Raw genomic sequence first — 26,058 nt, 5'->3', positions numbered from 1 at the left:
TGGAGCACAAACTCGACCGGAAGCGAGCAAGTCCTGCGTATGACACAAAACGCAGGAGGAGCACCAACGCCGTTGAGCATGAACGCGTTTGGTGCGTTGCAAACTTTGCAACCGATGATTGCAAACGCTTGGAACAACCACGGGCTCAGTGCTGTTCCCCCCCTGCATCTTGCCTTTACAAACGCCGCATTAGGAATTGCGCCATCCCTGCAAACGATTCTTGCAAACCTTGCAAACGCCAGAGGCGGGGCAGGGACACCTTGGAACACCAACCCAATGCGAGATGTGCAAGTTCTGCAAACAGTTTTCGCAAACACCGTCGGGGGAGCAACACATGGCGTACAAGCTTTGCAAGCAGCTCTTGCAAACGCCACAAGCGGGGCAGGGACACCTTGGAGCACCATTTCAATGCGAGATGTGCAAGCTCTGCAAACTGTTCTCGCAGACGCCGCCGGGGGAGCACAGTCTTCTGGGAACACCTACGCAACACAAGGTGTGCAAACTTCGCTTAACGCCACAGGTGGAGCATCGGCTGCATGGAATAGAAACGCGCACGCTCCGGGTTATATGCAAGTTTTGCAAACTGTGCTTGCAAACTCCCAGGGTGGAGCAGCGGTCCCGTGGAGCACAAACGGAATCGGAAACATCCATGCTTTGCAACAGGTGCTTGCAAACACTGCGGGTGGAGCGCAGATTCCTTGGGGCACAGACGGAATTGAAATCGCACGTCCTCTCCAAACCGTCAGCGCCCAGGCAAGACGAGGTTTGCAAGAGGTGCAAAGAATCCTTGCAACCAACGCAACGAGAGCGTTAGCGGCGCTCTGGAGCACCGACGATAGTGGCAACATGCAAGCCCGGCAACGGGCTCTGTTCGCCACTCCCGCAGGCGGTGCACCGACTCCGTGGAACACAACTGGAATTCAAGACGTACAAACTCTGCAAATGGTTCTTGCTAGCACCGTGCCACTAGGCACTCAGACCCCTTGGAGCGCTGACTCCAGCAGCGGTGCAAACCATGCTGATCAAGCGGCATCTGCTCCCTCAAACACTGATGCAACAGGATTCGTGCAAGCCCTGCAACGGGTGCTTGCCAACACCGCAGGTGGAACCCCGGCTGCGTGGTTCAGAAGCGCAAGCGGAATCCTGCCAGCTTTGCTACATGCCTTTGCAAGTACCGCAGGCGACGCTTCAAGCGTGTGGCTTAGAAACGCAAGCGGAAATCTGTCAGTCCTGCAACGTGCCTATGCAAGAACCACAGGCGGCACTCCGCACGCGTGGCTCAGCCACAACGAAGGCTACGTGCAAGCCCTGCAACTCGCCTTCGCAAGCACCGCCGATGAAGCCTCGACTCCTGGGAGCACCCAAGCAATCGGGATCAGGCACGCCCTGCAACCGATCCTTGCCAACATCCAACGAGCCCTGTCTCCCGCGAACTCCGGCAACAACACCGTAATCGGCGGCCTCCGCCCCTTGCAACTCAGCCTGAGTTCGACCGCTGGAGCGTCCAAATCTCGGACCGCAGGGAGCACAAGCACCTTTGCAGACCCTCAACCTCTGCAACTCGTGCTTCCCGCCACCCAAGGAACGGCCGCCCCTTCGTGGACCGCAACACCAACCTCCACAGAAGCATCGCCGTCTCCCTTGATCCGGCAACCGATCCGCGACACCCGCCTCTCAATCCTCCACCGCTTGCAGACGCAAGGGAAGGGCATCCTCTTCGAGCGCATCCGCGACCGTTATCTGACGCAGGTGGAGGAAGTTCCGCTGGTTGTCCCGATCCACCACCGGCAGGAACTCGACATAGACCCCGAGGCCGTCGTCCGCTTGGACTACCGGCATCCGGAGCCGGCGACTCGCGAACCCGAACCTGCTTCCGCCGCTCAGAGCGTCATGACCTCGCCGGCTGTCACGATGGAACAAACCGGCCCGCGCCCCGCGGAACTCGACGCGGCCGACATCGACCGCCTCGTCGACCGCGTCTACCGGGAGCTGCAAAAACGCCTCCAATTCGAACGCTCGATCCGAGGTCTGTAACCCAATCTCAATCCACCACGGAAAGGAGACGCCCCAGTGGCCGTAAAAGCACTCATCCAAGTCCTCGATGGCTCTCATAAAGACACCAAGTACGAAGTCCTGTTCAACCCGAATTCCTACACCATCGACCACGGCAACAAGTACGCTTGGCACACCATCCCCGGTCTCTCCCTTCCGCTGACCCAATTCATCACCGGGGAGACGCCCAGCTTGTCGATGGAGTTGTTTTTTGACTGCAGCGCGGCCGGAGCCGACGCCGACATCCGCACGGAAACCACCAAGTTTGCGAACTTGCTCTCCGTCGACTCCGAACTGCACGCCCCGCCGACCTGCAAATTCGTCTGGGGCTCCCTGCAGTTCAAAGGCATCATCGAAAAAATCTCCCAGCGCTTCACCATGTTCTCTTCCAAAGGCAACCCGATCCGCGCGACGCTCAACGTCACGTTCAAAGCGGTTGCTTCGGTGCAAGAGCAGTTCCAAGGCATCCCCCGGCACTCGCCCGACCGCACCAAGCAAAAAACGCTCCGCCAAGGCGACCAACTCTGGATGCTCGCCGCCGAAGAGTACGAAGACCCCAAACACTGGCGCGCCATCGCCGACGCCAACAACATCGACAACCCGCGCCTCGTAACGGCTGGACGCAGCGTCGTCGTCCCGAGATTGGAGTAGCCCTATGTTAGAAGTCAAACTCGACGGAAGCTATCAATTCGACGACCTCGCCAGCAAGTACAATCAATTCCGCGCCCCGGAGTTCGAAGTGATCTCCAATGGCAAAAACCTCGTCACCGAGGGCGTGGCGATCACCACGCTTCGCGTGAACACGAGCATCTCGCCGGAAGCGAACTCGTTTACCTTCACCGTGGCGAACGCCTACGACTGGGTCAAACGCGACTTCAAGTGGATCTCCGACTACTTCCCGCTCGGGCAGAACGTCGACATCAAACTGGGGTACGGCGGCAAGCGCGAGCCCGTTTTTTCCGGCATGATCACATCGGTATCCTACGACTACCCGGCGGAGGGGAACCCGACGCTCACCATCACCGGCATGGACTACTCCTACCAGATGATGAAAGGCAAGGGATCGGATTCCAAGAACATCTGGACCGACAAAAAACACAGCGAGATCGCCTCCGAAATCGCCTCCACGTACTCTCTGACGCCCACCGTCGACGCCACGTCGGAAGTGGTGCGGGTGGACCGCGAGGGTCTCGACGACTACCAACTGCTCGTCAAACTCGCCAAAGCGAACGACTACGAATTTTTCGTGCTTGGCAAAAAACTGTACTTCCGCAAGCCCGCCCCCTCCACGTCGCCGATCGTGACGCTCGAATGGGGCAAAAACCTGCGCTCGTTCCAAACCTCGACCGACATCTCGATGCAAGTCGGCTCGTTCGTCGTCCGAGGCTATGATGACAAAGAAAACAAGTGGATTGAAGCCAAGTCCGAAGCGGTCAAACCCTACGGCGACGGCTCCACGACCGGGGCGGACCTGATTGCGTCCGTCACCAAGAACAAAATCCACTATGAATACACGAACTACTCCAAAGCCAAAGCCCTCCAAGACCGCGCCAACGCGCTGGCCCGCGAGGCGGCGATGAAACTGTTGCAAGGCAGCGGCGAATCGATCGGCTTGCCGGAATTGATCGCGGGGCGGTTTATCAAGCTCAAAGGCTTGGGACCGCGCTTTGGCGGGTCGCTGTACCTGACCAAAGTTTCACACTCGATCTCCGGCTCCGGCTACTTGACGACATTTGAAGTGGGAGGGAACGCACTGTGAGTTTTGGCGATTTTGACTTTCTCGGCGGGGGGTTCTCCGGCTCGGGCAACTCGTCCCAGACCACCAAGATCCACGGTGTCGTCGTCGGCGTCGTCACCGACAACAAAGACCCGGACAACCTCGCCCGCGTCAAACTGAAATTCCCGATTCGCGAAGGCGAAGAGACGACCGACTGGGCGCGCGTCGCCAACTTGTTTGCCGGCAAAGACCGCGGCTCGCTGTTCATCCCGGAAGTCGGCGACGAAGTGCTGGTGGCGTTTCACCTCGGCGAAGTCAGCCAGCCCTACGTGATCGGCTCGCTCTGGAACAAAGACCAAACCGCCCCCAAGGGCGACGCGGACAAAAACAACATCCGCAAATTCCGCTCCCGCTCCGGCCACGAAATCACGTTTAACGACGACGGGACGGACGGCAACGTGCAGATTCAATGCAGCAAGGGTCACTACATCTTGCTCGACGACAAAGCCGACACGATCAAAGTCTCCGATAAGGACGGCAAAAACATCATCGAGATCAAAGGCGGCGATTCCGGCAAGATCACCGTCACCTCGGGGAACGCGGTGCTGACCCTCACCGCCCAAGGCGATGTGAGTATAAACGGGCAGAAATCGGTCAAAGTCGAGTCGCCGCAGATCAACATCGAATCTAGCGGCATGCTGAACTTGAAAGCCAGCGGCAACATCCAGATGGAATCCAGCGCGATGGTGACGATCAAAGGCTCGATGGTCAAAATCAACTAACCCCACACCGGGAGGAGGCCGACCCGCATGGACAAAAACTTTCTCGGCCGCGGTTGGAAATTCCCGGTCACCGTCGACCCGGCGACCGGACGCATCCTCATGTCCGAAGCGGAAGAGGACATCGCTGAAGCGATCCGCGTGATCATCTGGACCGCCAAGGGCGAGCGGGTGATGCGGCCGAACTTCGGGTGCGGGATTCACCAATTCGTGTTTGAACGCACCGATCCGACGACCGTTTCGCTGATGGAAGAGAGCGTCAAAGCCGCGATCATGCAATGGGAGCCCCGCGTGCATCAAGTCACCGCCAAAGTCACGCCCGACCCCGGATCAGACGGACGCTTGCTCATTCAAGTGTCGTACGTGGTGCGCTCCACCAACAACCTCTACAACCAAGTCTATCCGTTCTACATTCACGAAGGCACCACCTAAACCTGACCGGAAAGGAGGGGAGAGCACATGCTGCCACCCCCGATCGACCCGCGCACATTGCCCGACCTGATCGAGCGCATGAAAGAGATGGTGCCGTACTACACCCCGGATTGGCGGTTCTCCCCGAACGACCCGGACCCGGGGACTGCTCTGTTCTATCTGTTTGCCGACATGTACCTCCAGAACATCGACCGCTTAAACCGAGTTCCGGTGAAGAACATGATCGCGTTCCTCAACTTGCTCGACGTCAAACGCTTGACCGCCCGCCCGGCGCAAGGCTATGCGACGTTTCATCTGAGCGTCGGCACTCCGCACTCGGTGCTGATCCCCAAGGGAACCGAAGTGGCGGCGGAGGGAGCGGACGGGAGCAAGATCGTGTTCCAGACCCAAGAGACGATGCTGGCGACCCCGGCGCGCATCGACGACGCCGTGCTGGTCAGCGCCAAGCAGGACGCGATCGTCCGCGTGACCGAGGCGTTGCAAACGGGAGCGCCGATCACGCTGTTCGACGTGGCAAGCGGCCTCAACGAGCAATCGCACGCGCTGTACATCGGCCACCGCGACTTGCTCTGGATCGAGGGAGCCGCCGAGATCCAACTGCAATTTTTCAACTCCAAGGAACCGTACCGCCAGCAACAGTGCGGCGAATGGTTCGCCGACCCCGCCCGCGTGGAATGGCGCTACTTGACTGAAGAGGGCTGGCAGCCCTTCGACGAAGTCACCGGCGACGGCCACCAACTCTGGCTGCGCAAAAAACGAACGGCCGCCCTCGCTTTCACCGAGTTGCACGGGATCGAAAACCGCTGGATTCAAGCCCGGTTGCGGCCGGGCCGCACACTCTCCGATGCGCATCCGCTTTTGATTGACGGCTTGCGGCTGAAAACGCAGTCCCTCAATGAACAGCGAAACGGAGGGTTTGCGCCCGATGTGATGTTTGCCAACGACGCACAAGCCGACCCCGAGGGATGTTTCCCGTTCGGCGAGTTTTTGGCTCCGTACAGCTTGTTTTACATCGCCAGCGACGAAGCGTTCAGCAAACAGCAAAGCATCATCGAGCTCTCCATGACGCTCAAATCTGTTCACAACCAGCTCATGCCCGTTGAAGAGCCGGAGATCGAGTGGAAACTGGTCATGAAGGAATCCGACATTCCGAAAAAACCGAAAGTCTACCTCGCCTCCATCCGCAACGTCGTTTGGGAGTACTGGAACGGCAAGTCGTGGGCGCGGCTGACGAACGCGCCGGAGCAGGAAGAACTTTTTTACAAGCCGACGGTGGAGGGGATGGATGTCACGGTGCGCTTCCGTTGCCCGGATGACATGGCGGAGACGTTCGTCAACGGCCACTACAAACGGTTCCTCCGCATCCGCGTGCAGACGGTCGACAACCTCTACACGCCAAACCCGATTCATCTCGCGCCGTGGCTTTCGAACGTTCGCCTCCAGTACCGCTACGAGCCGGACGTCGCGTTTCCCGCGCAGAAACTGCTCGCCGATAACAACATGCAATGGATGGACGGCGTCCCGGCGCTGACCGCCAACCCGCCGCGGCCGTTCTTGCCGTTTGCGCCCTTGGACGGCGGGCATCCGGCTCTGTACTTGGGATTTGACGAAGCTCCGGTCAAGGGACCTTTGCATCTGTACTTCTCGTTCCGCCAACAAACCGGCATGGAGCAAAACCGCCCGATTTTGGAGTGGGAGTATCTGCGACAAGACGTGAACCGGTTGGAATGGGCACCGCTGAAAGTCGTGGACGAGACGCTCGATTTCACCCGCAGCGGCTCCGTGCAGTTTGTGGGACCGTCCGACTTGGCGCGCGCCGAACTGTTCCGCCGCCACTTGTACTGGTTGCGCGTCGTCAATCGAGACGACCGCTATGACAGCGCGGACGAGAGCGTGAAGCGCCCGATTCTGCAAGCGCTGCTGCCGAACACGGTGCGCATCTTGCAGCAGGAAAGCATGCGCGACGAGACGCCGAAACCTGTGCGTTTGAGCGACACGGAAACGGAGTACCACTTGCAGCACGCGCCGGTGTATTCGGAGGAAGTTTGGATCGACGAGACGGGACAGATCACCGAGCGGGAGTTGGAAGACCTGCTCGCCGCCGGTCTGCGAACAGATGCGGTTCGCGATGCCGGCGGGAACCTGTTGCGATTGTGGGTGCTCTGGCAGCCGATCGACCATCTCGAAGACAGCGGGCCGCAAGACCGCTTTTACCGAATCGACCGCACGACGGGCCGCATTCGGTTTGGCGACGGGCGCCACGGCAAAGCGTTGCCGGAGGGCGGCGCGGACCGCATCCGCGTCCACTCCAACAAGATCGTCGGCAGCCTTGGCAATTTGCCCGTCGGTGCGATTCACAGTTTGCAGCGTTCCATCGCGTTCGTGCAGGGCGTGACCAACCCCGAACCCACGGCGGGAGGCACGGACACCGAACCGATGGCACAAGCGCTGCTGCGCGGGCCGCAAACCGTCCGCAACCGCGACCGCGCCGTCACCGCGCAAGACTACGAGTGGTTGGCGCGCACCGTCTCGCCAGACCTCGCCAAAGTCAAGTGCTTCCCCGGAACCAACGCCGACATGCAGCCGGACACCGGTTCCGTCACCCTCGCCGTCCTGCCGCAAAACGGCGGGCCGGGATTGCCGTTTTTCCCGCAGTTGAGACGGCAGATCGCCGATTACCTGCAAGAGCGTTCCGCCGCCGTCATCGCGACTGCGGGGCGGGTGCATGTGATCGAACCCGCCTACTTGGAAATCAACGTGTTTGCCCAGTTGGTGGTGAAGTCGATGGAGAACGTCGTGCCTGCGGAGCGGGAAGCGATCGAGAAGTTGAACAAATTTCTCGACCCGTTCACGGGGAACTACGACGGTGCGGGGTGGGAGATCGGCCAACTGCTGCACACCTCCGTGCTGTACGGACTTTTGAAATCGGTGGAGGGCGTCAACCATGTGCAGAAGCTTTCGATGAGCTTCTTCCTCGTCACAGACGGAGCGAAGCGCGAAGTGCGCCCCGACGAAGCGGCGCGTCTGCCGCACGGCATCGTCATGAACGGACGCCACCAGATCGTCGTCGACCTGCTGTAACGACAAAACCGCCCGAAAGGAGGGAGACTGATGTTGCAGTTGCCCAATCTGGACGACCGACTCTATGAAGAGATCGTCTCGGAAGCCCGCAAGAGCATCCCGCGCCTGTTGCCGCAATGGACCGACGAGAACGCGCACGACCCCGGCATCACGATGGTCGAGTTGTTCTCGTGGCTGTCGGAGATGCAGCAATACTACCTAAACCGAGTCACCGCCAAAAACGAGCGGAAGTTCCTCCAGTTGCTCGGCCTCGCGCTCCAAGGAGCTTCCACGGCTCTGGTGGACGTGACGTTTGGCGGCGCAGAAGAAGCGGTGCGCGTGCCGCGCGGCACGAAGCTGCAAGCGCTCGACGAGACGTTTGAAACGCGGGAGCCGCTCTGGGTGTGGCCGCAAACGCTTCAGCGCGTTCTGGTTCGCACCGACACCGATTCGTCCGATTACACCTCCGCCAATGACAACGGCCGTGTCGGATACTTCGCGTTCGGCGCACAGGCGCAGAGCGGCACGAAACTGTGCCTCGGGTTCCCGCAACCGTTCCAAGCGGGACATCCTTTGTCGCTGACGATCAACTTGCGCGAAGAGATGGCGGTGCGCCGCAACCCGGTGCAACCCGACTTCGAAGTCACGCCCTCCGGCCGTGTCGAGTGGAGTTACTACGGCAGGGACGGCGAGTGGCACCCGCTGCAGCCGGAAGAGATCACCGACGGCACCAACCATCTCGCCCAGAGCGGGCGCATCACGTTCCGCGTGCCGGAGGAGATGGGCCTGACGACGATCCACCCCGCCAACGACCAAGCGCGGGCGTGGCTGGTCTGCACCGTTTTGCAATCCGGATATGAAGTGCCGCCGATGATCGAGAAGTGCACGCTGAACACCGTCAGCGCCGAGCACGGCGAGACGCACAGCCTCGTCCGGTCGTTTGACAGCGACGGCTCCGAGAACCAAGAGATGATGTCGGACGACTTTCTCGCGTACTTCGGAGAGGTGGCGGTGCAAGTTCAAGAGCCCGGCGGCTTCTGGCGCGATTGGAAAAACGTCGCCGACCTGAGCGACTGCGGACCCCGCGACTCCTGTTACGAACTTCGACGCAACCCCGAGGACAAAACCACCGTCATCTCCTTCGGCGACGGTTCGCATGGACGCATCCCGCCGAACGGCCAGGGAACCGTCCGCCTCGTCGCCTTCGCGGATTCGTTTGCGACAGAGCGCATGATCGGGCCGAGCGACGGCCTTCCGAACCAGCGCTTTGCCTTGCCGCTGATGCCGTTGTTGCCGAACACCCTCCTCTTGCAAGTCGGCGTGCTCTCCAAGAGCCGCGACGGCGGCGAGACGTGGCTGTGGCAGGATTGGGAGCTCGTGGACGACTTGGAGCGCTCCGGTCCTGAGGACCGCCACTATTCGCTTGACCTCGACGCCGGGGAGATTCTCTTCGGGGACCATGAGCAAGGGCGCATTCCCGAGCGCTCGGAGACGTGGGAGAACATCCGCCTGCTTTCCTATCGCACGGGAGGCGGCTTGCGCGGCAACGTGCAGCAAGACCGGATCTCCGGACTGTTGGCTCCGCACGGCGCGTTCCCGCCGTCGCTTGCGGTCACCAACCACTTCTACGCGTCCGGCGGAGGAGAACGGGAAACGCTCTCCGAAGCGAAAGAGCGGGTGCGCCGCGAGATGCGGTTGACCACTCGTGCGGTCACCGCCGCCGACTACGAGCGGATCGCGCTGGCGACGCCGGGCTTGCGCGTGGCGCGCGCCAAAGCGATTCCGCTCTACCGCACAGGGCAAGAAGACCCGCACGAACAAGCGGCGGGCCAAGTCACCGTCGTCGTCGTGCCCTACGGGGACGGCGCGATTCCGATGCCAAGCCTTGGGTTTTTGCAAACCGTCCAGCGCCATCTCGATCGGCACCGCTTGCTGACGACGGAAGTGCATGTCACCGCGCCCGAATACGTGCAGATCACCGTCCACGCCGTCGTCGTCGTGCATCCCGATTACCGGCACCAGACCCAGCGCGTGCTCGATGCGCTCGGCAGTTTGCTCGACGTGCTGGACGACCGCGACCCCAGCAAGGGTTGGGAGTTCGGCCGCTCGGTGTACAAAGGCGACGTGTACGAAGTGATCAACCGTTTGCCGGGCGTGGAGTATATCCAATCCCTGTATATGGAAGGCGTCGGGAGGGGCATCCGCCGCGACGGCAACGGCGACATCCATCTGCCGCCGCACGGATTGGTGTATTCGGGACGGCACACCGTGGAACTGTTGAGCCGCACCGATTTGTAGGAGGCAGGAGGGACACCCGTTGTACGAAACCACGACGTTTTTTTCGATGAACAAACAAAGCGACTGGCAACAGGGAACTTCCTATAACCTCCGCGTGACCGAGGAGGGAGTTCGCTTGGAGCGCACCGTTCGGTACGGGTGGCAGCGCGACATTCCGCTGCAGCGGGTCGCGGGCACCTCTCGAATCGTCAACGCCGCGCTCGGACCGGGCGGGACGCTGTTCTTGCTCGACCATGCCGCCAACGTGTGGATGTACGACTACATCAACGCCATCCACGAATCGCTGTTTCCCAAGCGCCACGGCCTCTTCACCCGCTATGCGCTGTTCGCCGCCACTGAAGATCAACTGATCGTGGCGGAGCGCGTGAAGAACCCGCGCATCACGGCGTACTCGCTCTCCAACATCCAGAGCGTCTGGGAGTTGAGCGAGTGGCGGGGAGAGCCTCTTTGTCCGTTGGCGCTGGCGACGGACGGAGACGAAGATGTGTTTGTGCTCCTCCCTGAGCAGACGGTGCAGGAAGGTCGGCACCGTGTCTTGCCGGCGGGCACTGCGCTCGTTCTCTTGGAGATCGGGCCGGGCGGACGCATCCGGCACGAGTACAGGGACGAAGCGTTGCGCGTGGAGGAGAAGTCGACGCTCCCGCAGTTGTGCAAGCGGTTTTTCCTGCATGTGCAGCGGGAGGGAGACCTTACCTTGCTTGACGGAGACTCGCGGCGGCTGTTTGCGTTCCACCGCCGAGGCGGACTTTCCCGCCGCGTCGACTTGCCGTTCCCAGGGCTTCCTTCGGGCTTGGGCGTCGACAAGCGCGGAACGCTCTACGTCAGCGACGGACGCAAGCAGGCAACGGGCGGAACCGGCCCTGACGACCGCCAAGTCCGCGTCTACCGCTCCGACGGCACGCCGCTCGATCCCGTTTCCGGCATTCAAGGGCGCGTGGACGCCATGCTCTGCGGTCATCGGCAGCTCCTGTACCTCTGGAACGCCGCCGAACAGCGCCTCACCGTGCTGGAACCCACGTCCCGTATTCAGGGTTCGGGTGCGGGCGGATCGCCGGAGGGCGTCTACTTCACCCGCGCATTTGACGCGGTGACAACGGAGACCGATTGGCACAAAATTCAGCTCGACGCCGATCTGCCGGATGAGACGCAGCTGCGCGTGTATTACTACGCGTCCGACCACCGTGAAGTGTGGCTTGACCAAGGCACCGTGCTCCTCGATACTTTTTTGCACGACGACACCGTATCTTTGGAAGAGAAACAGCGCCGCACGCGAACGCTTTGGCACGGGCCGATCGTCAACCCGCGGGACGCCCTGCTGCGCGCCCGCGGACGCTATCTCTGGCTTCGCATCGAGTGGAGCGGCAGCGACCGCAAAACCCCGCTTTTGAAAAAAGTGCGCGCCTACTACCCGCGCACGTCCTACTTGCAATATCTCCCGGCAGTCTACCAACAAGACCCGCAGAGCCGCGACTTTCTGGAACGATTCCTCTCGCTGTTCGGCACGTTCTTCAGCGAGATGGAAGAGGCGATCGATCACATCGCCCGCTGTTTTGACACCGATGCGGCGACGGGCGACCTGCTCAAGTGGCTCTCGACGTGGCTTGGCATCGCCGTGGACGACCGCTGGACGGAAGAGCAGACGCGCGCCCTGCTCAAGCGCGCGCCCGATCTCTACCGCAAGCGCGGGACGCGCGAGGGCTTGCAAGAGTTGGTAGAAGTGTTTACAGGGGAGAAGCCGATCCTCGTCGAATTCTTTCAATATAAATACCTCATGGAAAAAGCGGACATCCGCCGCTCGATGGAACGCCTCTACGGGCTCGACCCGCACCGCTTCACCGTCATGGTCAAGCCGGAAGCGGTGCCCGACGACCGCTCGCGGTCGTTGCTGGAAAAGCTGCTCGCAGAAGAGCGCCCCGCATTTACCGACGTGCAGTTGGTCGTGTTGGAGCCTCAGATTCACATGGGTTCGCACACGTACTTGGGCATCAACACGTTCTTGCTGGAGCCGACCTTGCTCGTGCTGGATGACAGATCTGCGCTCCCGTACAACACCGTCCTCGTAGACGTCGATCACAACAGCCGTATCGGCTTGCATACGCGTCTCGGGATGGATTCGAAATTGGAATGACGGCGGAAAGGAGATTTCACACATGCAAAGTTCACGTCCATACCCGTTTGAACGAAATCGCTATTTTTATGGGAAACTGCTGACCGTCCGTGATTTCGAGTCGGAGCAGACCTACATGAACCAGAAGCGCTGGCTTCTGAATCGCCTCTTGCACGGGGTCGGCGTCGTGACGGGCCTGCAAGTCACGACGGCCGGCGAGCGCAAGATCACCGTCAACGCGGGCCTTGCGTTTGACTACCAAGGCCGCGAAATCATCGTCGAAGAGCGCCAAACGCTCGACCTCTCGACGGTGCCGGGCTTCCAAAACAACGGCGACTACTCGAAGATCGTCTACCTCTGCCTCAAGTACGACGAAACCGGCAAAGAGATGGTGCATTCCGTTGCCGGAACGGGTCGCAAGGAGGAAGTCAGCGAATACAACCGGCTGGTGGAAGGCTACCAGCTGTTTATCAAGGAAGAAGCGCCGCCTCTGCAACAGTTTGAAGCGACGCAGCTTGCGGCGACCACGGTGCTTCTCCACGAAGACCGCGACGTGCGCATCTTGCACCAAGTGCCGCAATACGCGCAAGCCAATGACAAGTTCACCGCCCGCCTGCTGATCCAACGCATCTCGCAGCAGCGTCACGTGCGCATCGAGCTGGGCTTGACGACGGACGGCTGCCTGCTGGAAGACAAGCAAGCGCAAGGCGGCCGGTTGGTTTTTGAAAAGGAATTCGACAGCGAGGAATACAATGCGGCGTACAGCTACACGTTGCGCGCTTTGCCGCCGGAACCGGGCAAAGCGGCGGCAACCGTCGCGCTCAAACCGTCGGACGTAAAGCTCTTCCTCCAAGGCAACGAAGTGACCGTCACGCGCTCGGCGCAACACAGCGTCCAGGTGTCCTGCGAACCGGTCGCGCAACAACTGTTGGAAAAAGCCTGCGCGCGCGCCCTGGAGGACGTCATGACCGCGCCGAACGACCAATGCCTCTACCTCGCCCAACTCCATCTGCAACCGTGGGGAGCGTCGTACAAAGTCGAGTCGATCGTGCCGGTGCCGTTTTTTGAGCAAGTGCACAACGCGTCGCTCCTGTTCAACCTCGGCGTGGCAAACGGCGGCGGTGCAAGCGGAGCGGAAGGCTTCCTCGACGTGCAAGCGGACACGGTGCAGCTTCCGGCGGAGACTCCGGCGCATCTGGACGTGAGCTACGACAACGCCAACCGCGTGTTGAAATTCACGCTCGGCCTGCCGGAAGCGCCGAAGCCGGTACTCCCGAAGACGGCAACCTCCGGTTGGATCGACCTGTTCTTGATCGAAAAAAACAAACCGGGCCTGTTTGGCAAAGCGGAGCGCAGTTACGTCTCCAACGAGATTCCGCACGGCTTGGGCAACGGGCAAGTGCTGATCACGCTCGGGGTGGAAACGGACGACAGCTTGTTGGCGGACGCGCAGACGCAAGTGTTCGGCGACCCGGACATCTTCCGAGATACAGAGTTTGCGACGGAGCTGCCGAAGCACACGCTGGGCGCGTTGGTCTACCCGAATCGGGGCACGTTCCGCGTCGGACTCAAACTGCACCAGCCCACCGAGCTTGGCAAACTGCGCATCCGCTGGTGGGCGACCAAGTCGGAAGATGCCAAGCCGGTCTATGAGACGGCGCAACCGAGATGGGAAGCGGCGGCAGGATCGAGCGGCGAACCCAACCTCCCGGAAGACTGATTCGGGAGATCGTAGAGGAGGAGATTCCCTTGTCCAAAGCACCGAGACAGGTGAAAGGCGCAACATCCTCAGTGACCCAACAGAAAACTTCGTCCACCCCGGCTCCGGCTTCCGCGATGCCCGGCGCGATTTTGCAGATGCAACGGGCGTACGGCAATCAGGCGACGGCGCGGTACTTGCAACGCAAAGCGATTCAGCGCTCGACAGGCCCGGAAGAGGAAGAACTTCAGTTGAAAGCCGACTCGCAAGCAGCCCAACGGATGGGCGGCGGTCCCGAGGAGGAAGAACTTCAGTTGAAAGCCGACTCGCAAGCAGCTCAACGGATGGGCGGCGGTCCGGAGGAGGAAGAGCTTCAATTGAAACAAGCTCCGTCCGCGGCGCCTGTTCAGCGCTCCACCGGAAGCGGCTCGAAGATGCCGGAGAACGTGCAAGCGAAGATGGAGAAAGCGTTCAACACCGATTTTTCCGACGTCAACATCCACGTCGGCTCGCAAGCGTCCGACGTGGGGGCGCTGGCGTATGCGCAGGGGAGCGACATCCACTTTGCGCAGGGCAAGTTTGATCCGCAGTCGCAATCCGGCCAAGAACTGCTCGGACATGAACTGGCGCATGTCGTTCAGCAACGCCAAGGCCGCGTGCAGCCGACCACGGAAGTCGGCGGTCTCCCGGTCAACGACGACGTCTCGCTGGAGCGCGAAGCCGACCAACTCGGCCGCGCGGCGGCGCAGACCAAGATGGAGACCGAACTCTAACCAACAAAAAAACCACCTCTCCCAGCGGGAGCAGGTGGTTTTTTTCCAAGCAAGTGGAGGCGGAGACCTCAATCGCGGAGGTGGAAGATCCGGTTGAGCAGGTGTTATTCAAGCAAGCGGTCTACTTCGCGGCAGGCCCGACCATTGCGCGGACGAGTTTGCCGCCGGTGTAGTAGCAGTAGTACAGCGCATCGCCGACGCGGTACACTCGCACGTTGCCTTCGGAGCGGATCATCGTCGGTTTGGTGTCGGCAGATTGGCTCTTGGCGGTGCCGCCGGCAGCGTCGTCCGCACCGGGTTTGGCATCGTCATCGCCTGCCGCCTGTGCCGCGTCTTTGTCTTGGACGATCGCGTCAATGTCTTGCAAGCCGCTTTCGCTCCAGACTTCGACGGCGGTGACGAGCGAGTCTTTCTCGTTGTCTTTGGAGATTTCCAGTTGGAACGTCATCTTGTACTTGTCATACAGCATGCTGAGCTTCGGCGACGCGCTGCTCGTGTCGACCGTCGTGTCGGTCGCTTTATCCAGCAGTTCTTCGACCGCTTTCGGAGCGAGGCCGAGGAAGCCGGGGTAGTAGATGCGCCCGCGTTGGAAAAATCCTTTGTACACCGTCGTGCCCTTGGCGTCGTAGCGCTCGCCTTTGCCGTCCTCGCGGCCCGCTTTGAACTGCCCCTTGTACAGCGGCAGCCCTTGCGCGTCGAATTTCTCGCCGTCGCCTTCGTACTTGCCGTTCACAAACGCCCCGGCGTACTGCGGCTTGCCGGTCGCGGCAAACAGCTTGCCGTCGCCTTGGTACTTGCCGGCGGCGAAACTGCCTTTGTACTTCAGCGTGCCGTCGGAGTAGAACTCGGTGCCTTCACCCGAATACTCGCCGTTCTGGAACGCGCCGTCGTAGATCGGCTTGCCGTTTGCGCCGAACAACTTCCCGGCGCCGCTGTAACTGCCCGCCGCAAAAAGACCCGCATAGACCAGTTGGTCTTCGCCGTTGTACAGCTTGCCTTCGCCCTCGTACTTGCCGTTCAGGAACATGCCGTCGTAGAGCACTTTGCCGTTGGTGTTGTAGAGCGTGCCTTTGCCCGCGTACTCGTCGTTGACGAATTCGCCCGTGTATTGAATCTGGCCGGTCACGAAGTATTTTGTGCCGGTGCCTTGCAACTTGCCGTTTTTGAAATCGCCGTCGTAGCGCATCTTGCCGCTGGTGTGGAACGATTGGCCTTTGCCGTTGTACAGGCCGTCCTTGAACTCGCCTTGGTAGACCAGTTGGCCCATGCCGTTGTACTGCGTGCCGGTGCCGCTCGGGAGGCCTTTTTTGAAATCGCCGTCGTAGATCAGCACGTCCTTGTTGTTGTAGAGCTTGCCCTTGCCTTCGTAGACGCCCTTCGACAACTGACCGATATAGTGCAGGTCGCCCTCTTGGGTGAACACTTTGCCCAAGCCTTGAAACGCCATCGTCTGCTTGCTGCCTTCGATCAGCTTCGTCGGCCAGCCCAGCCAGTTCGCGAGCAGGGCCGGAGGGCGGAGATAGAGGTAGAGCGGAACGAGGATCAGCAAGAGGCAGACGGCGATGACCAAGCGCTTGGAGAAGTAGCGGCGGCCGATCTTCCAATAGCGGTTGAGCGAGCGCTCCGGGCTGAGGACGTTTTCTTCGACGGCGGCCTTGCCTTTTTTGAACAGGTCGGGGAGTTTCTTCACCCGGTCGATGACAGCCTTCAGCATGTTCATCATCGTTACGGCACCTGAATCGTTTGTTGGCCGGGGTTCGTCAACTGGATCACGCCGCCGAAACTGCACATCAACTTCGACGAGTTGTTCAGCGCCGGCATGTTGCCGATCATCACCGTCGGGGAGCCCGGTGCCCACGGAGCGGCCGTCATCGGCGTGCACGGCATCGGCGTGAGCGCCCCCATCGCCGCCGCCGTCGCGGAGGCCACGGCGGGGTTGGCCATCGACTGGCACATCGCAAACGGCAAGATGTTCACAAACGGTTTATTATCCATGATCGTCGCAAGCGGTTGCGACGTGAGGCATTTGTTGTTGGGGAGGACCATTAAATTGGCAGGAGCTGTGCCGAAACTGCATTGCAGTTGCGCTCCTCCGCACACTGCGATTCCCATCATTTCTCATCCCTTCGCATCTGCCATTTGTGTGGCAAATCAGGTTCACGTTGCTTCTTTTCTAACTGTACCACAATCCCTGAAACTATAGTAAGATGAACTTGAAATGAGTGTTAAAGGAGAGATTCCAAATGTTGCTACGCCGCCGTTCCTCGGCTGTCGTTCACCTCGTGTTGCTGGGGGTTTTGACCCTGCAACCCCTTGGATTCGCACGCCCTGCACAGGCGGCGGAACGGATCTCGCTCTCCGACGCCATCCAAAGAAGCGTCCAAGCGAGCGCCGACATCAACTCGATGAAACTCGTCCAGCTGCAACAGGCGGATTTTGATCTGGCGCAAGCGTATCAAACCTTGCGCAACCAAGACGAGAAGGACAATTCCAACAAAGCCAAGGAACACAGCATGAGCCGCGACATCGATCTCGGCCTGAAAGTCCCGCAAGCCATGCTGAACAAGAAAAAACTCCAACATCAACTCGATGATAAGATACGCCAGACCCAAGTCCAGACCGAACAGGCGTACATGACTGCGTACCAGATGCAAGTCGCCGCCGACAACGCCGATGCCGCGCTCAAGAAAGCGCAGAAGAAAGCGGACGATCTGGTCGCCAAGCAACGATTCGGCTATGCGACCGCCGACGATGTCCAAGCGGCGCAGGCGCTGGTCGAACAGGCCAAAACCAACCTGCAGACGGCGCAGCTTTCCTTTAAATCAAGCCGTTTGGCGCTAGGCCAACTGCTCGGGCGAGATCTCGACGGCGACTACCGCTTCGACTTGCCCCGCGTGTACGCCGACCTCACGCAAGACACGATGTGGCGGATGTACGAGTCGGCGAAAAAGTCCGACTACGACCTGTTTCAAGACACGGAAGCGGCCAATTTGGCGCAGACCAAAGCGAACATCATCCGCAGCCTCTATCAGAGCAAGTTCGGCTCCGATGCGACCGCGCTGTTGGCGGCGATGTACCAATCGCCGAACGCGCCGGACTACAATTCATTTCTCTCCAAGTACGACGAGTTGATCGCGTCGCTGAAAAACCGCTGGAAAGGAAAAGCCCTCGTGTTGGCGCTGTCGTTTCCATTTCTCAAGATCGTGGACAAAGTCGAGCTTCAAGGCGAGTACCAAGACGACCGCTACTTTGAGGACCTCTCCTCGTCGTTGCCGATGGCGCTGCTCGATCTGGATAAAGCCAAACTCAAGCAAGCCGACACCCAAAACAAATTGGCAGGCAAGGTCAAATCGTTGTACTTGACCGCCAAACAGGCAGAAGCGGACTACCTGCTCGCACTGCAAACGGAAGCCACCGCCAAGAACAGCGTGGAGAGCGCGTCCGGCAAGCTGAAATTCGGGCAACTCACCCAAGACGATGTCGACAAATTGCAAGCGGCCTACGAGCAAGCGCAGACCGCGACGCTGTCTTCCTATGTTGCGTACAAGTCTGCGCTCTCGAACTTCAACCTTGAGGCGGGCGGCGCGCTGCCCTACATCTCCGGCGTGCCGAAAGCGGCAGGGGAGACGGGGACGGAAGCGTTCAAACCCGAGCCTCCCGCGCCGAAATCGCTTGGCGTCTGGCGGATTGAAGCGGTCGCGTCCGGCATGACCTCGTCGTTCAAACTGCAGCTGGCGGACGGCTCGCAAGCGACGCACTTCGCCCTGCGCTTTAAGAACGGCGGGCAACCGATCGGCGCCAAAACGCCGGTCAACAGCTCGATCACCCACCTCGACCTCGTCTTCCAAGACCCGAGTTTGTTGCAACTCGTGCTGTACAACGGAGACAAGCAGATCGCCGTCGCGGACTTGAGCGGCTACGCACCGTCCGGAGACCTGACGCTGTCCACCGATTCGTAAACCTCAAGTTCTTGAACCTCAATCCCAAGAGAGGAGCCCACCCCTGTGTCCCTTCGTCCCGCCCGACATCTCTTGCTCTCCTTCGTACTGGCTTCCGGGCTCGTCGCCACGGCCGCCGCACCGCCTTCCGCTCAGGCTGCCGCTGTGCTAGCCACCCGTCCCGGCGCGGCGCAAATCGCGCCCGGCACGTTGTTGATCGGCACGTATCTCGTGCAAAAAGAAGCGCTGACCAAGGGCGTTTTTGCCGCCGCCAAAGCCACGATGCAATCATCCGGCCAAGGCGTCTACTACCGGTCTGAATTTGCGGGCGGCGCGTGGATGAACATCGGCAAGGCGAACGACGTCAACGCGCTTTTCAAAGGCAAAGACAGCGTCCCCGTCTCGTTTGACGACATCGACAACTTGCAGATTCAGTTCTCGATCACGCTGCAACAGGGGAAGCCGCACATCGACTGTTTCCTGAAGCCGGCCGACCTGAAAGCGGCGATCGAGGACGCGCAAACCAAGCTCGACGCCAAGAAACAGGAAGCGGACAGCAAACCGGAGTCGCAGCTGTATCAGACGGCGCTGGAGACGGCGAGTTTGCAGGCGCAGCTTGATTTTTTGACGGCGGTGCAAAACGGGCAGGGGACGGAAGCGTTGCAAGCGCTGGAAAAACAAGCCGATCCCGCGTCCGCCGTACCGACCGATTTGCAAAAAGCGCAGCAAACCCAGCGACAAAATCTGCAAGCTCAATTGGACGCGGCGAAGTCGAACCTTGCCGCAGCCCAGAGCGCGGGCAACACGGCGCAAATTCAAGCGTTGCAAACTCAGGTGAACGACTTGACCGCGCAGTTGCAGAAGTTTGACGTGCAGATCAAAAAAAACGACTTGATCACGGCGCAAGACACGCTGACCGCGAAGCTCAAAGACCTGCAATCGGCGATCACCGCTTCGCAATCGCAAAAAGCAGCCAATCTGCTTTTGGAAGTCGCGACGGCAGCGCAGAACTTGGAAGACGTGCGGCAAGCGCTGCTTCAGCAACAAGTGGCATTGACGACCGATCCGAAGGCGCAAGAGGAACTGAAACAAGCGGCGCACACGGCGACGCAAGATGCGTTGAAAGATCAGAATCTCAAACTGCGCAAAGCGCAGGAAACCGCGAAGTTAACGGGGCAGACGGAGGTCTACAACCTGATTTTTGCGCAGATCACCGACAACAACGCCAAGCGCGGCGCGTTGCGTCAAGAAGATCGGCAAGCGCGTATCGACTCTTTGCAAAGTCAAGTAAAGCAAGCGCAGGCGAACTTGCAGGCGGCTGTAACGCAACTTCCGGCGGGGCAGACGCCGTCGGGTGCGGTGTTGTTGCCGGTTGTGACGACGCAGGCGGCGCTGAAAGCGGAACAGCAAAACCTCCCCGATGCGAAGACGATCGCGCAGGAGGACATCGACTTTTTGCAAGCGATGATCGAAGCGTATCAGGCAGAGGACAACCAAGCGGGCGTAAACGATTTGCAACCGTTGTTGGGCGATGCAATGAAGCGGCGGGTCGATGCGGCGAAGGCAGTGCTTTTTTTGCAAAAGTACGAAGCGGAGAGCGTGCAGGGACAGCAGCCGCAACCGAGCCCTGAGCTAGCCGGATTGCACAAGCAGACCATCGAAGCGGTCGAAGCGGTCGAGAAGGGCCGCTACTCGCAGGCGGAACTGGACGCCATCGCTCAAATTGCCGCTCAGATTCAACAACAAATCACCGGACAGCAGGGCGGCAACTCCGGCGGACCCCCCGGCAACGCCGCACTCGAAATCCTCCCGGTCGAGCGGCTGATCTCCAAGTCGATCGACTTCAACCTCACCGCGCCGCTCCTGCGCTTGAACGGAACGACGATGGTGCCGATTCGCGCTCTGCTCGAAGGCTTCGGCGCGACGGTCGATTGGGACGACGCTGAACAGATGGTGCGCGTGGAATACCGAGGGCGCACCGTCGTCGCTTGGATCGGCAAAAACTCGTACGGAGTCAACGGGGAGCCGAAAACCCTCGACGTCTCCCCCGTCCTCTTGGCTCAGCGCACCTATGTGCCGCTGCGCCTGCTCGTCGAAGCGTTCGGATTTGACGTCTCTTGGGACGAACCGACCGAATCGATCGATGTCAAAGCTCTTCCTGCGGAGGTGAATCGATGAAACGCAAACGTTACAGATGGCGCGTATCCCTGTTGCTGCTCGCGATGGCGCTTCTCTCGTTCGGTCTCTGGTGGGAGAACGATTTCTACACCAAACAGCCGTGGGAGAACAAAGTGGTTCTCGACAACCCCACACGCGTCGTGGCCGACACCGACTGGCTCTACGTCATCTCCAACTCCAAGCGCGAGTTGATCAAGTTCGACCGCAACGGCACCTGGCAGTACGACATCGACGTGCCGCAAGTCAGCGACCTGGCCGATCTGACTCCCACGCTGGACTCTCCGGACAAGTTCAACGCGGACACCCAACAGGACGATCTCTACTATTTGAAGTTCGCCGACGCCACCGCCGACCACAACGGCGGGCTCTACACCTACCTCCAAGTCATGGACGACAAAGCTCTGACTTTGAAGTATGAAGTGCTCTGCCACTACACCGCGGACGGCCAACTCGACCGCGACTGGGGCGTCTACATCCAGAAATACGACAGCAAAAAAACAGGCGCTCTCCGTTCCGGCACGATCAAAGGCCTTCAGATGAGCAAAACGCACCTGATGTTCATCAACGAAGACAGCGGCATCATGAAATGGAACAAGTTTGACGAGACGATCCACCAATTCAAAACGCTCTACCAAATGGACGTGCCGGCAAACCTCTACATCTCCGAAGTGATCGGCGACAAACCGGACTCGATGGTCTACGCCACCATGCAAGGGACGGTCTACAAGCCCGGCGGCGTGCCGCTGTACCCGCTGTCCAACGCGGTGGCGGGAGACGAAACGTACGCCGAGAGCATCCAGCAAGACGCGCAAAAAAACGTCTGGTTCCTCGACCCTTACGGCAAAAGCATCAAGCAACTCGACCCGAACCAACCGGACGGCGTGAAGACCGTGCTCACCGTCGAACAAGCGGAAAACAAACTCGGTCTCAAGATCGCAGGCAAACACCGCAACGACCTCGCCTTCAACAGGCTTACCGTCGCACCGGACGGGGTGGCGATGGTGATCTTTGAAGATCATGTGCTTTTGGTCAGCGCGGACGGCGCCGACGTGCACATGCTGAAGTATTCAGACCGCGTGGTGATCGAGCAATGGGCGTACTGGGCGGCGCTTGCGGTCTTGGCGTTCATGTTCCTCTGGCTGTGCAAAACGCTCTACGTGGACATCATGCCGAAGTCGATCATACTCAAGCAGGTGTTCATCCTCTTCCCGATCATCGCCGTCTGCATGCTCGGACTCTCCACCATCATTCAAGTGGAATTCAAAGAGATCAGCGATTCCGAAGTCCGCCGCTCGATGGAGTACGTGGTCAAGGACGCACAGAACCTCGTCCACCCCGAGCAACTGCAAAAAATCCTCTCGCCCCGCGACTACATGGGCGAAGGCTACCAAGCGCTCTTCTCCGATGTCAAAGCCGAAGAACGCGACGGCCGCTACTACCTGATGGTGCACAAAGTCAAGAACGACCGCGCCTACAGCGTATTCGAGGACGACAACGATGTGCGGATGTTCGAATCGTTCCAACTGACTACAGACGCGGACGACCTGAACTCTTGCAAGATGTACAACCCGGAGCAGGACATCTACGAGGATGTCGACAAACAACTTCTGACGCCCCATTTGCAAGAGCGCAAGATTATCACCTGCAAGTCCACCGACGAAGACGGTACGTGGCTGTTTGCGCTGGGGCCGTTGTTTGACCACTCAGACAAAACCAAGATGGTCGGCGTCTTCGAAGCGGGCGTGAACACGTACAGTTCCGACCAACAAACGTGGTACACCGAAATCACGACGGTCATCATCGTCACCGGGTTCACGTTGTTGATCCTCGGTGTGATCTTGCTGGTCACCTGGCTGCAATTGCGGCGCATCACTTTGCTCAAAGAAAGCGTCTCCCAATTGCGCGCCAACCCCGAAGAAAAGCGCAGCACGTGGATTGAAGACAACTCCCAAGACCAAGTCGGGGAGCTCGGGCGGCAGTTCAACGAGATGGCCGCCTCCATCCAAGAAAGCATTGAGAAAAACAAAGAACTCCGCGACGCCTACAAGCGGTATTTCCCGGAAAATCTTGAAACTTATCTGGGCAAAGACATCATCTCGCTCGACCTTGGCGACCAAAAAGTGCTCCAAAACATGTCGGTGCTCGTGATCAACATCCGCGACTTCCGCCAAGGGGTCAACCACGACCCGCAAGCGTCGTACGACCTGCTCAACAACCGCTTCCTCGTCCACGTCTCCAAAGCGGTCAAAGACCACGGCGGGATGATCGCCAAATTCCTTGAAGCGGGCGTGATCGCCCTGTTCCCGGAAAACGCTGCAAACGCATACGCCGCGGCGGTCAAGATGTGCAACCGCTTCGAAGTGCCGGTCGGCATCGGCATCCACCGAGGGGACATCACGTTGGGCGTGATCGGAGCGGACGACCGCTTGGATTCGGCGCTGATCTCCGAGCAAGTGATCTTGACCGGGACGCTGGAGCTGTTGACCGATCACTTCCAAGTGACGCTCTTGACGACGAAATCGACGTACGAAAGCGACGTTTCGGAGCAGAAACCGAACGCCCGCTACATCGGCAAGATCGCCGTCGAGGGCCGGGTGTTGGAGTTGTACGATCTGTTTGATGCGGACGACAAAGCCGCGCGCCTGTTGAAATCGGAAACGAAACCGCTGTTTGAAGAAGGCGTGATGTTCTTCACACACGGCCGCTTCTACGACGCCCGAGAGCGGTTCGTGGAAGTGATGCGCCGCAACCCGCAAGACTTGATCGCCCGGTTGTATTTCTACCAAAGCGACGAATACCGCCGCACCGGGGTCGCGCTCGATTGGGACGGCTCGCTGTCCGTTACTCTGCGCGACTAGACAAACAACCGAACAAGCAGCAGAAAGAGGAGGAAGGCCGATGGCTTTCCTCCTTTTTGGTGCAGACTATAGGAAACGGCACTTTTTTACAGGGGCGGCAATAGGATGGAAGTTGCAAGAACAGGGAGGGAGCGGTACACTCTCTCTAAGACAAAAGGATGGTAAGGTAAAGCCTTGCTGTGATACAATGGTTACTACGAGTGACTTTTTTTGACTTCAAGTTTTGAACAATCACGAAGTGAGGCGGTACACATGCTTCTTGACAAAATCAATACCCCCTCTGATATAAAAAATTTGTCGGTGGAACAACTCAATCAGCTCGCCGAGGAGATTCGCCAGTTTTTGATTGAGAACTTGGCGACGACCGGGGGACACTTTGGCTCGAACTTGGGCGCGGTCGAATTGACGCTGGCGCTGCATCAGGTTTTTGACTCTCCCAAGGATAAGATCATCTGGGACGTCGGGCACCAAGCGTACGTGCATAAGATCTTGACCGGACGCAAGCATCTCTTCCCGTCCCTGCGCAAGTTCAAGGGGATGGCCGGCTTCCCGAAGCGCTCCGAATCGGAGCACGACATGTTCGACGTCGGGCATGCTTCCACGTCGATTTCGGCTGCGATGGGCTACGCGACGGCGCGAGACATCGCGGGCGAAGACCACAAAGTCATCGCCGTGATCGGCGACGGCTCGATGACCGGCGGCATGGCGTTTGAAGCGCTTAATCACGCCGGGCACGTGGGAACCGACATGCTCGTCGTGCTCAACGACAACGAGATGTCGATCGCGCCGAACGTCGGGGCGATTTCCAACTACCTGACCAAACTGCGCGTCGATCCGACGTACTCGTCGTTTAAGAAGGACGTCGTGAACTTTCTGCACAAGTTCGGCGACTTGGGGGATAAAACCACCCGCTTGATCGACCGTTTCAAGGACTCGTTTAAGTCCTTCATCGTGCCGGGCATGCTGTTTGAGGAATTCGGTTTTACGTACCTCGGTCCGATCAACGGTCACGACCTGCCGACGCTCTTGACCTACATGCAACGCGCGAAAAAAACCAAAGGTCCGGTACTGTTGCATGTCGTCACGCAAAAGGGCAAAGGCTACGCGGTCGCAGCCGACGCCCCGGATAAGATGCACTCCGTCTCCAAGGGCTTTAACGTCGTCAAAGGCGATACGCCGAAAGTGGTCAAACCGGCACCGCCGCAGTACCCGAACCTGTTTGCCGAGACGATGATCGAGTTGGCGAAGCGCGACCCGGATCTCGTCGCGATCACGCCGGCGATGCTGCCGGGTTCCGGTCTGATCAAGTTCCAAGAGGCGTTCCCGGAGCGCTGCTTTGACGTGGGGATCGCCGAACAGCACTCGGCGACGTTTGCCGCAGGGCTTGCGTGCGGCGGCAAGAAACCGGTGCTCGCGATCTACTCGACGTTCTTGCAACGCGCGTACGACCAAGCGATTCACGACATCGCGATTCAGAACTTGCCGGTGACGATCGCCATCGACCGCGCCGGTCTGGTCGGCAACGACGGTGAAACGCACCAAGGGGCGTTTGACATCGCGTTCCTTCGCTGCGTTCCGAACTTCACGATCATGGCGCCGAAGGACGAGAACGAATTCCGCCACATGCTCTACACCGGGGTCAACCACAACGGCCCGATTGCGATGCGGTACCCGCGCGGCGGCGGTGTCGGCGTTGCGATGGACGCTGACTTCAAGATGCTGCCGATCGGCAAGTCGGAAACGGTTCGCGAAGGCAAGGACATCGCCATCCTCGCGCTCGGTTCGATGGTGCAAGTGGCGGAGAAGGCCGCCGATGTGCTGCACGAGAGCGGCATCGACGCGAAAGTCGTCAACATGCGCTTCGTCAAACCGCTCGATGAGGAACTGCTGCTCGACCTCGCCAAGCAGGGGATGCGCATCGTGACGATCGAGGAAGGCTCGACGATCGGCGGCATGGGCAGCGCCGTGATGGAATTCTACGCGCTCCAGCGCATCTACGGCATGGAGATCTACCCGATGGGTCTGCCGGACCTGTTCATCGAACACGGCGATCCGCAGCAGTTGCTCGACCATGTGGGGCTGAACGCAGACTCGGTGGTCGAACTTGTGAAAAGCATGGCGCCGCTGAAGCAAAAGCGCGCTTGACCGATCGCTTTTTATCGAGAGC

Annotated in this window: 16 protein-coding genes; 14 read left to right on the top strand and 2 right to left on the bottom strand. The window is 59.6% G+C overall.

Going from position 1 to position 26,058, the window contains the following annotated elements; translation table 11 throughout:
* Nucleotides 1-1,194: 1,194 nt before the first annotated feature.
* Genes EL26_RS24965 through EL26_RS23715 form a run of 10 tightly spaced genes read left to right on the top strand, consistent with a single transcriptional unit; the run spans nucleotide 1,195 to nucleotide 14,917 of the window.
* Nucleotides 1,195-2,034, top strand: a complete 840-nt coding sequence (locus tag EL26_RS24965) for a hypothetical protein (protein WP_152559242.1) — start codon at nucleotides 1,195-1,197, stop codon at nucleotides 2,032-2,034.
* Between the two features lie 36 nt (nucleotides 2,035-2,070).
* A complete protein-coding gene (locus tag EL26_RS10830) occupies nucleotides 2,071-2,703 on the top strand; it encodes a CIS tube protein (protein ID WP_052036252.1) in 633 nt (210 codons plus the stop codon).
* Between the two features lie 4 nt (nucleotides 2,704-2,707).
* Nucleotides 2,708-3,811: a phage late control D family protein gene (locus EL26_RS10825; protein ID WP_038088085.1), complete on the top strand. Its 1,104-nt coding sequence runs from the start codon at nucleotides 2,708-2,710 to the stop codon at nucleotides 3,809-3,811.
* Nucleotides 3,808-4,551, top strand: coding sequence for a phage baseplate assembly protein V (locus EL26_RS10820; RefSeq protein WP_081857123.1), 744 nt, complete (start codon nucleotides 3,808-3,810; stop codon nucleotides 4,549-4,551). The genes EL26_RS10825 and EL26_RS10820 overlap by 4 nt, the downstream gene beginning before the upstream one ends.
* Before the next feature lie 27 nt (nucleotides 4,552-4,578).
* Nucleotides 4,579-4,980 carry a GPW/gp25 family protein gene (locus EL26_RS10815; RefSeq protein WP_038088084.1) on the top strand — a complete coding sequence of 134 codons (402 nt, stop codon included), beginning with the start codon at nucleotides 4,579-4,581 and terminating at the stop codon, nucleotides 4,978-4,980.
* A gap of 27 nt (nucleotides 4,981-5,007) precedes the next feature.
* Nucleotides 5,008-8,061, top strand: a complete 3,054-nt coding sequence (locus EL26_RS10810; protein WP_038088081.1) for a putative baseplate assembly protein — start codon at nucleotides 5,008-5,010, stop codon at nucleotides 8,059-8,061.
* A gap of 30 nt (nucleotides 8,062-8,091) precedes the next feature.
* Nucleotides 8,092-10,338, top strand: a complete 2,247-nt coding sequence (locus EL26_RS10805) for a putative baseplate assembly protein (protein WP_038088078.1) — start codon at nucleotides 8,092-8,094, stop codon at nucleotides 10,336-10,338.
* A 19-nt stretch (nucleotides 10,339-10,357) separates the two neighbouring features.
* Nucleotides 10,358-12,466, top strand: coding sequence for a phage tail protein (locus tag EL26_RS10800; RefSeq protein WP_038088075.1), 2,109 nt, complete (start codon nucleotides 10,358-10,360; stop codon nucleotides 12,464-12,466).
* Nucleotides 12,467-12,488: 22 nt separating this feature from the next.
* On the top strand, nucleotides 12,489-14,165 hold the full coding sequence (locus EL26_RS23720; RefSeq protein WP_052036251.1) for a hypothetical protein: 1,677 nt from the start codon (nucleotides 12,489-12,491) through the stop codon (nucleotides 14,163-14,165).
* 29 nt (nucleotides 14,166-14,194) lie between these two features.
* Complete coding sequence (locus tag EL26_RS23715) at nucleotides 14,195-14,917, top strand: eCIS core domain-containing protein (protein ID WP_052036250.1); 723 nt, start codon at nucleotides 14,195-14,197, stop codon at nucleotides 14,915-14,917.
* Nucleotides 14,918-15,038: 121 nt separating this feature from the next.
* Here EL26_RS23715 and EL26_RS23710 read toward each other — a convergent pair whose 3' ends face one another.
* Nucleotides 15,039-16,640, bottom strand: a complete 1,602-nt coding sequence (locus EL26_RS23710; protein WP_052036249.1) for an MORN repeat-containing protein — start codon at nucleotides 16,638-16,640, stop codon at nucleotides 15,039-15,041.
* 2 nt (nucleotides 16,641-16,642) lie between these two features.
* Nucleotides 16,643-17,029: a DUF4280 domain-containing protein gene (locus EL26_RS10780; RefSeq protein ID WP_038088171.1), complete on the bottom strand. Its 387-nt coding sequence runs from the start codon at nucleotides 17,027-17,029 to the stop codon at nucleotides 16,643-16,645.
* A 131-nt stretch (nucleotides 17,030-17,160) separates the two neighbouring features.
* Here EL26_RS10780 and EL26_RS10775 point away from each other — a divergent pair, with 131 nt between their 5' ends.
* The 4 genes from EL26_RS10775 (at nucleotide 17,161) to dxs (ending at nucleotide 26,036) form a co-directional block, all read left to right on the top strand.
* Nucleotides 17,161-18,876, top strand: a complete 1,716-nt coding sequence (locus EL26_RS10775) for a TolC family protein (RefSeq protein WP_038088072.1) — start codon at nucleotides 17,161-17,163, stop codon at nucleotides 18,874-18,876.
* A 45-nt stretch (nucleotides 18,877-18,921) separates the two neighbouring features.
* Nucleotides 18,922-21,033 carry a stalk domain-containing protein gene (locus tag EL26_RS23705; protein WP_052036248.1) on the top strand — a complete coding sequence of 704 codons (2,112 nt, stop codon included), beginning with the start codon at nucleotides 18,922-18,924 and terminating at the stop codon, nucleotides 21,031-21,033.
* Complete coding sequence (locus EL26_RS10765; RefSeq protein WP_038088067.1) at nucleotides 21,030-23,891, top strand: adenylate/guanylate cyclase domain-containing protein; 2,862 nt, start codon at nucleotides 21,030-21,032, stop codon at nucleotides 23,889-23,891. Before EL26_RS23705 ends, EL26_RS10765 begins: the two co-directional genes overlap by 4 nt.
* A gap of 252 nt (nucleotides 23,892-24,143) precedes the next feature.
* Nucleotides 24,144-26,036, top strand: a complete 1,893-nt coding sequence (dxs, locus tag EL26_RS10760; protein WP_038088065.1) for a 1-deoxy-D-xylulose-5-phosphate synthase — start codon at nucleotides 24,144-24,146, stop codon at nucleotides 26,034-26,036.
* Nucleotides 26,037-26,058 lie beyond the last annotated feature (22 nt).

The sequence above is a fragment of the Tumebacillus flagellatus genome (assembly GCF_000714935.1).
GTDB lineage: Bacteria > Bacillota > Bacilli > Tumebacillales > Tumebacillaceae > Tumebacillus > Tumebacillus flagellatus.
Note: the sequence above shows the minus strand (reverse complement) of the source record. Positions and strands in the feature narration are given on the sequence as shown.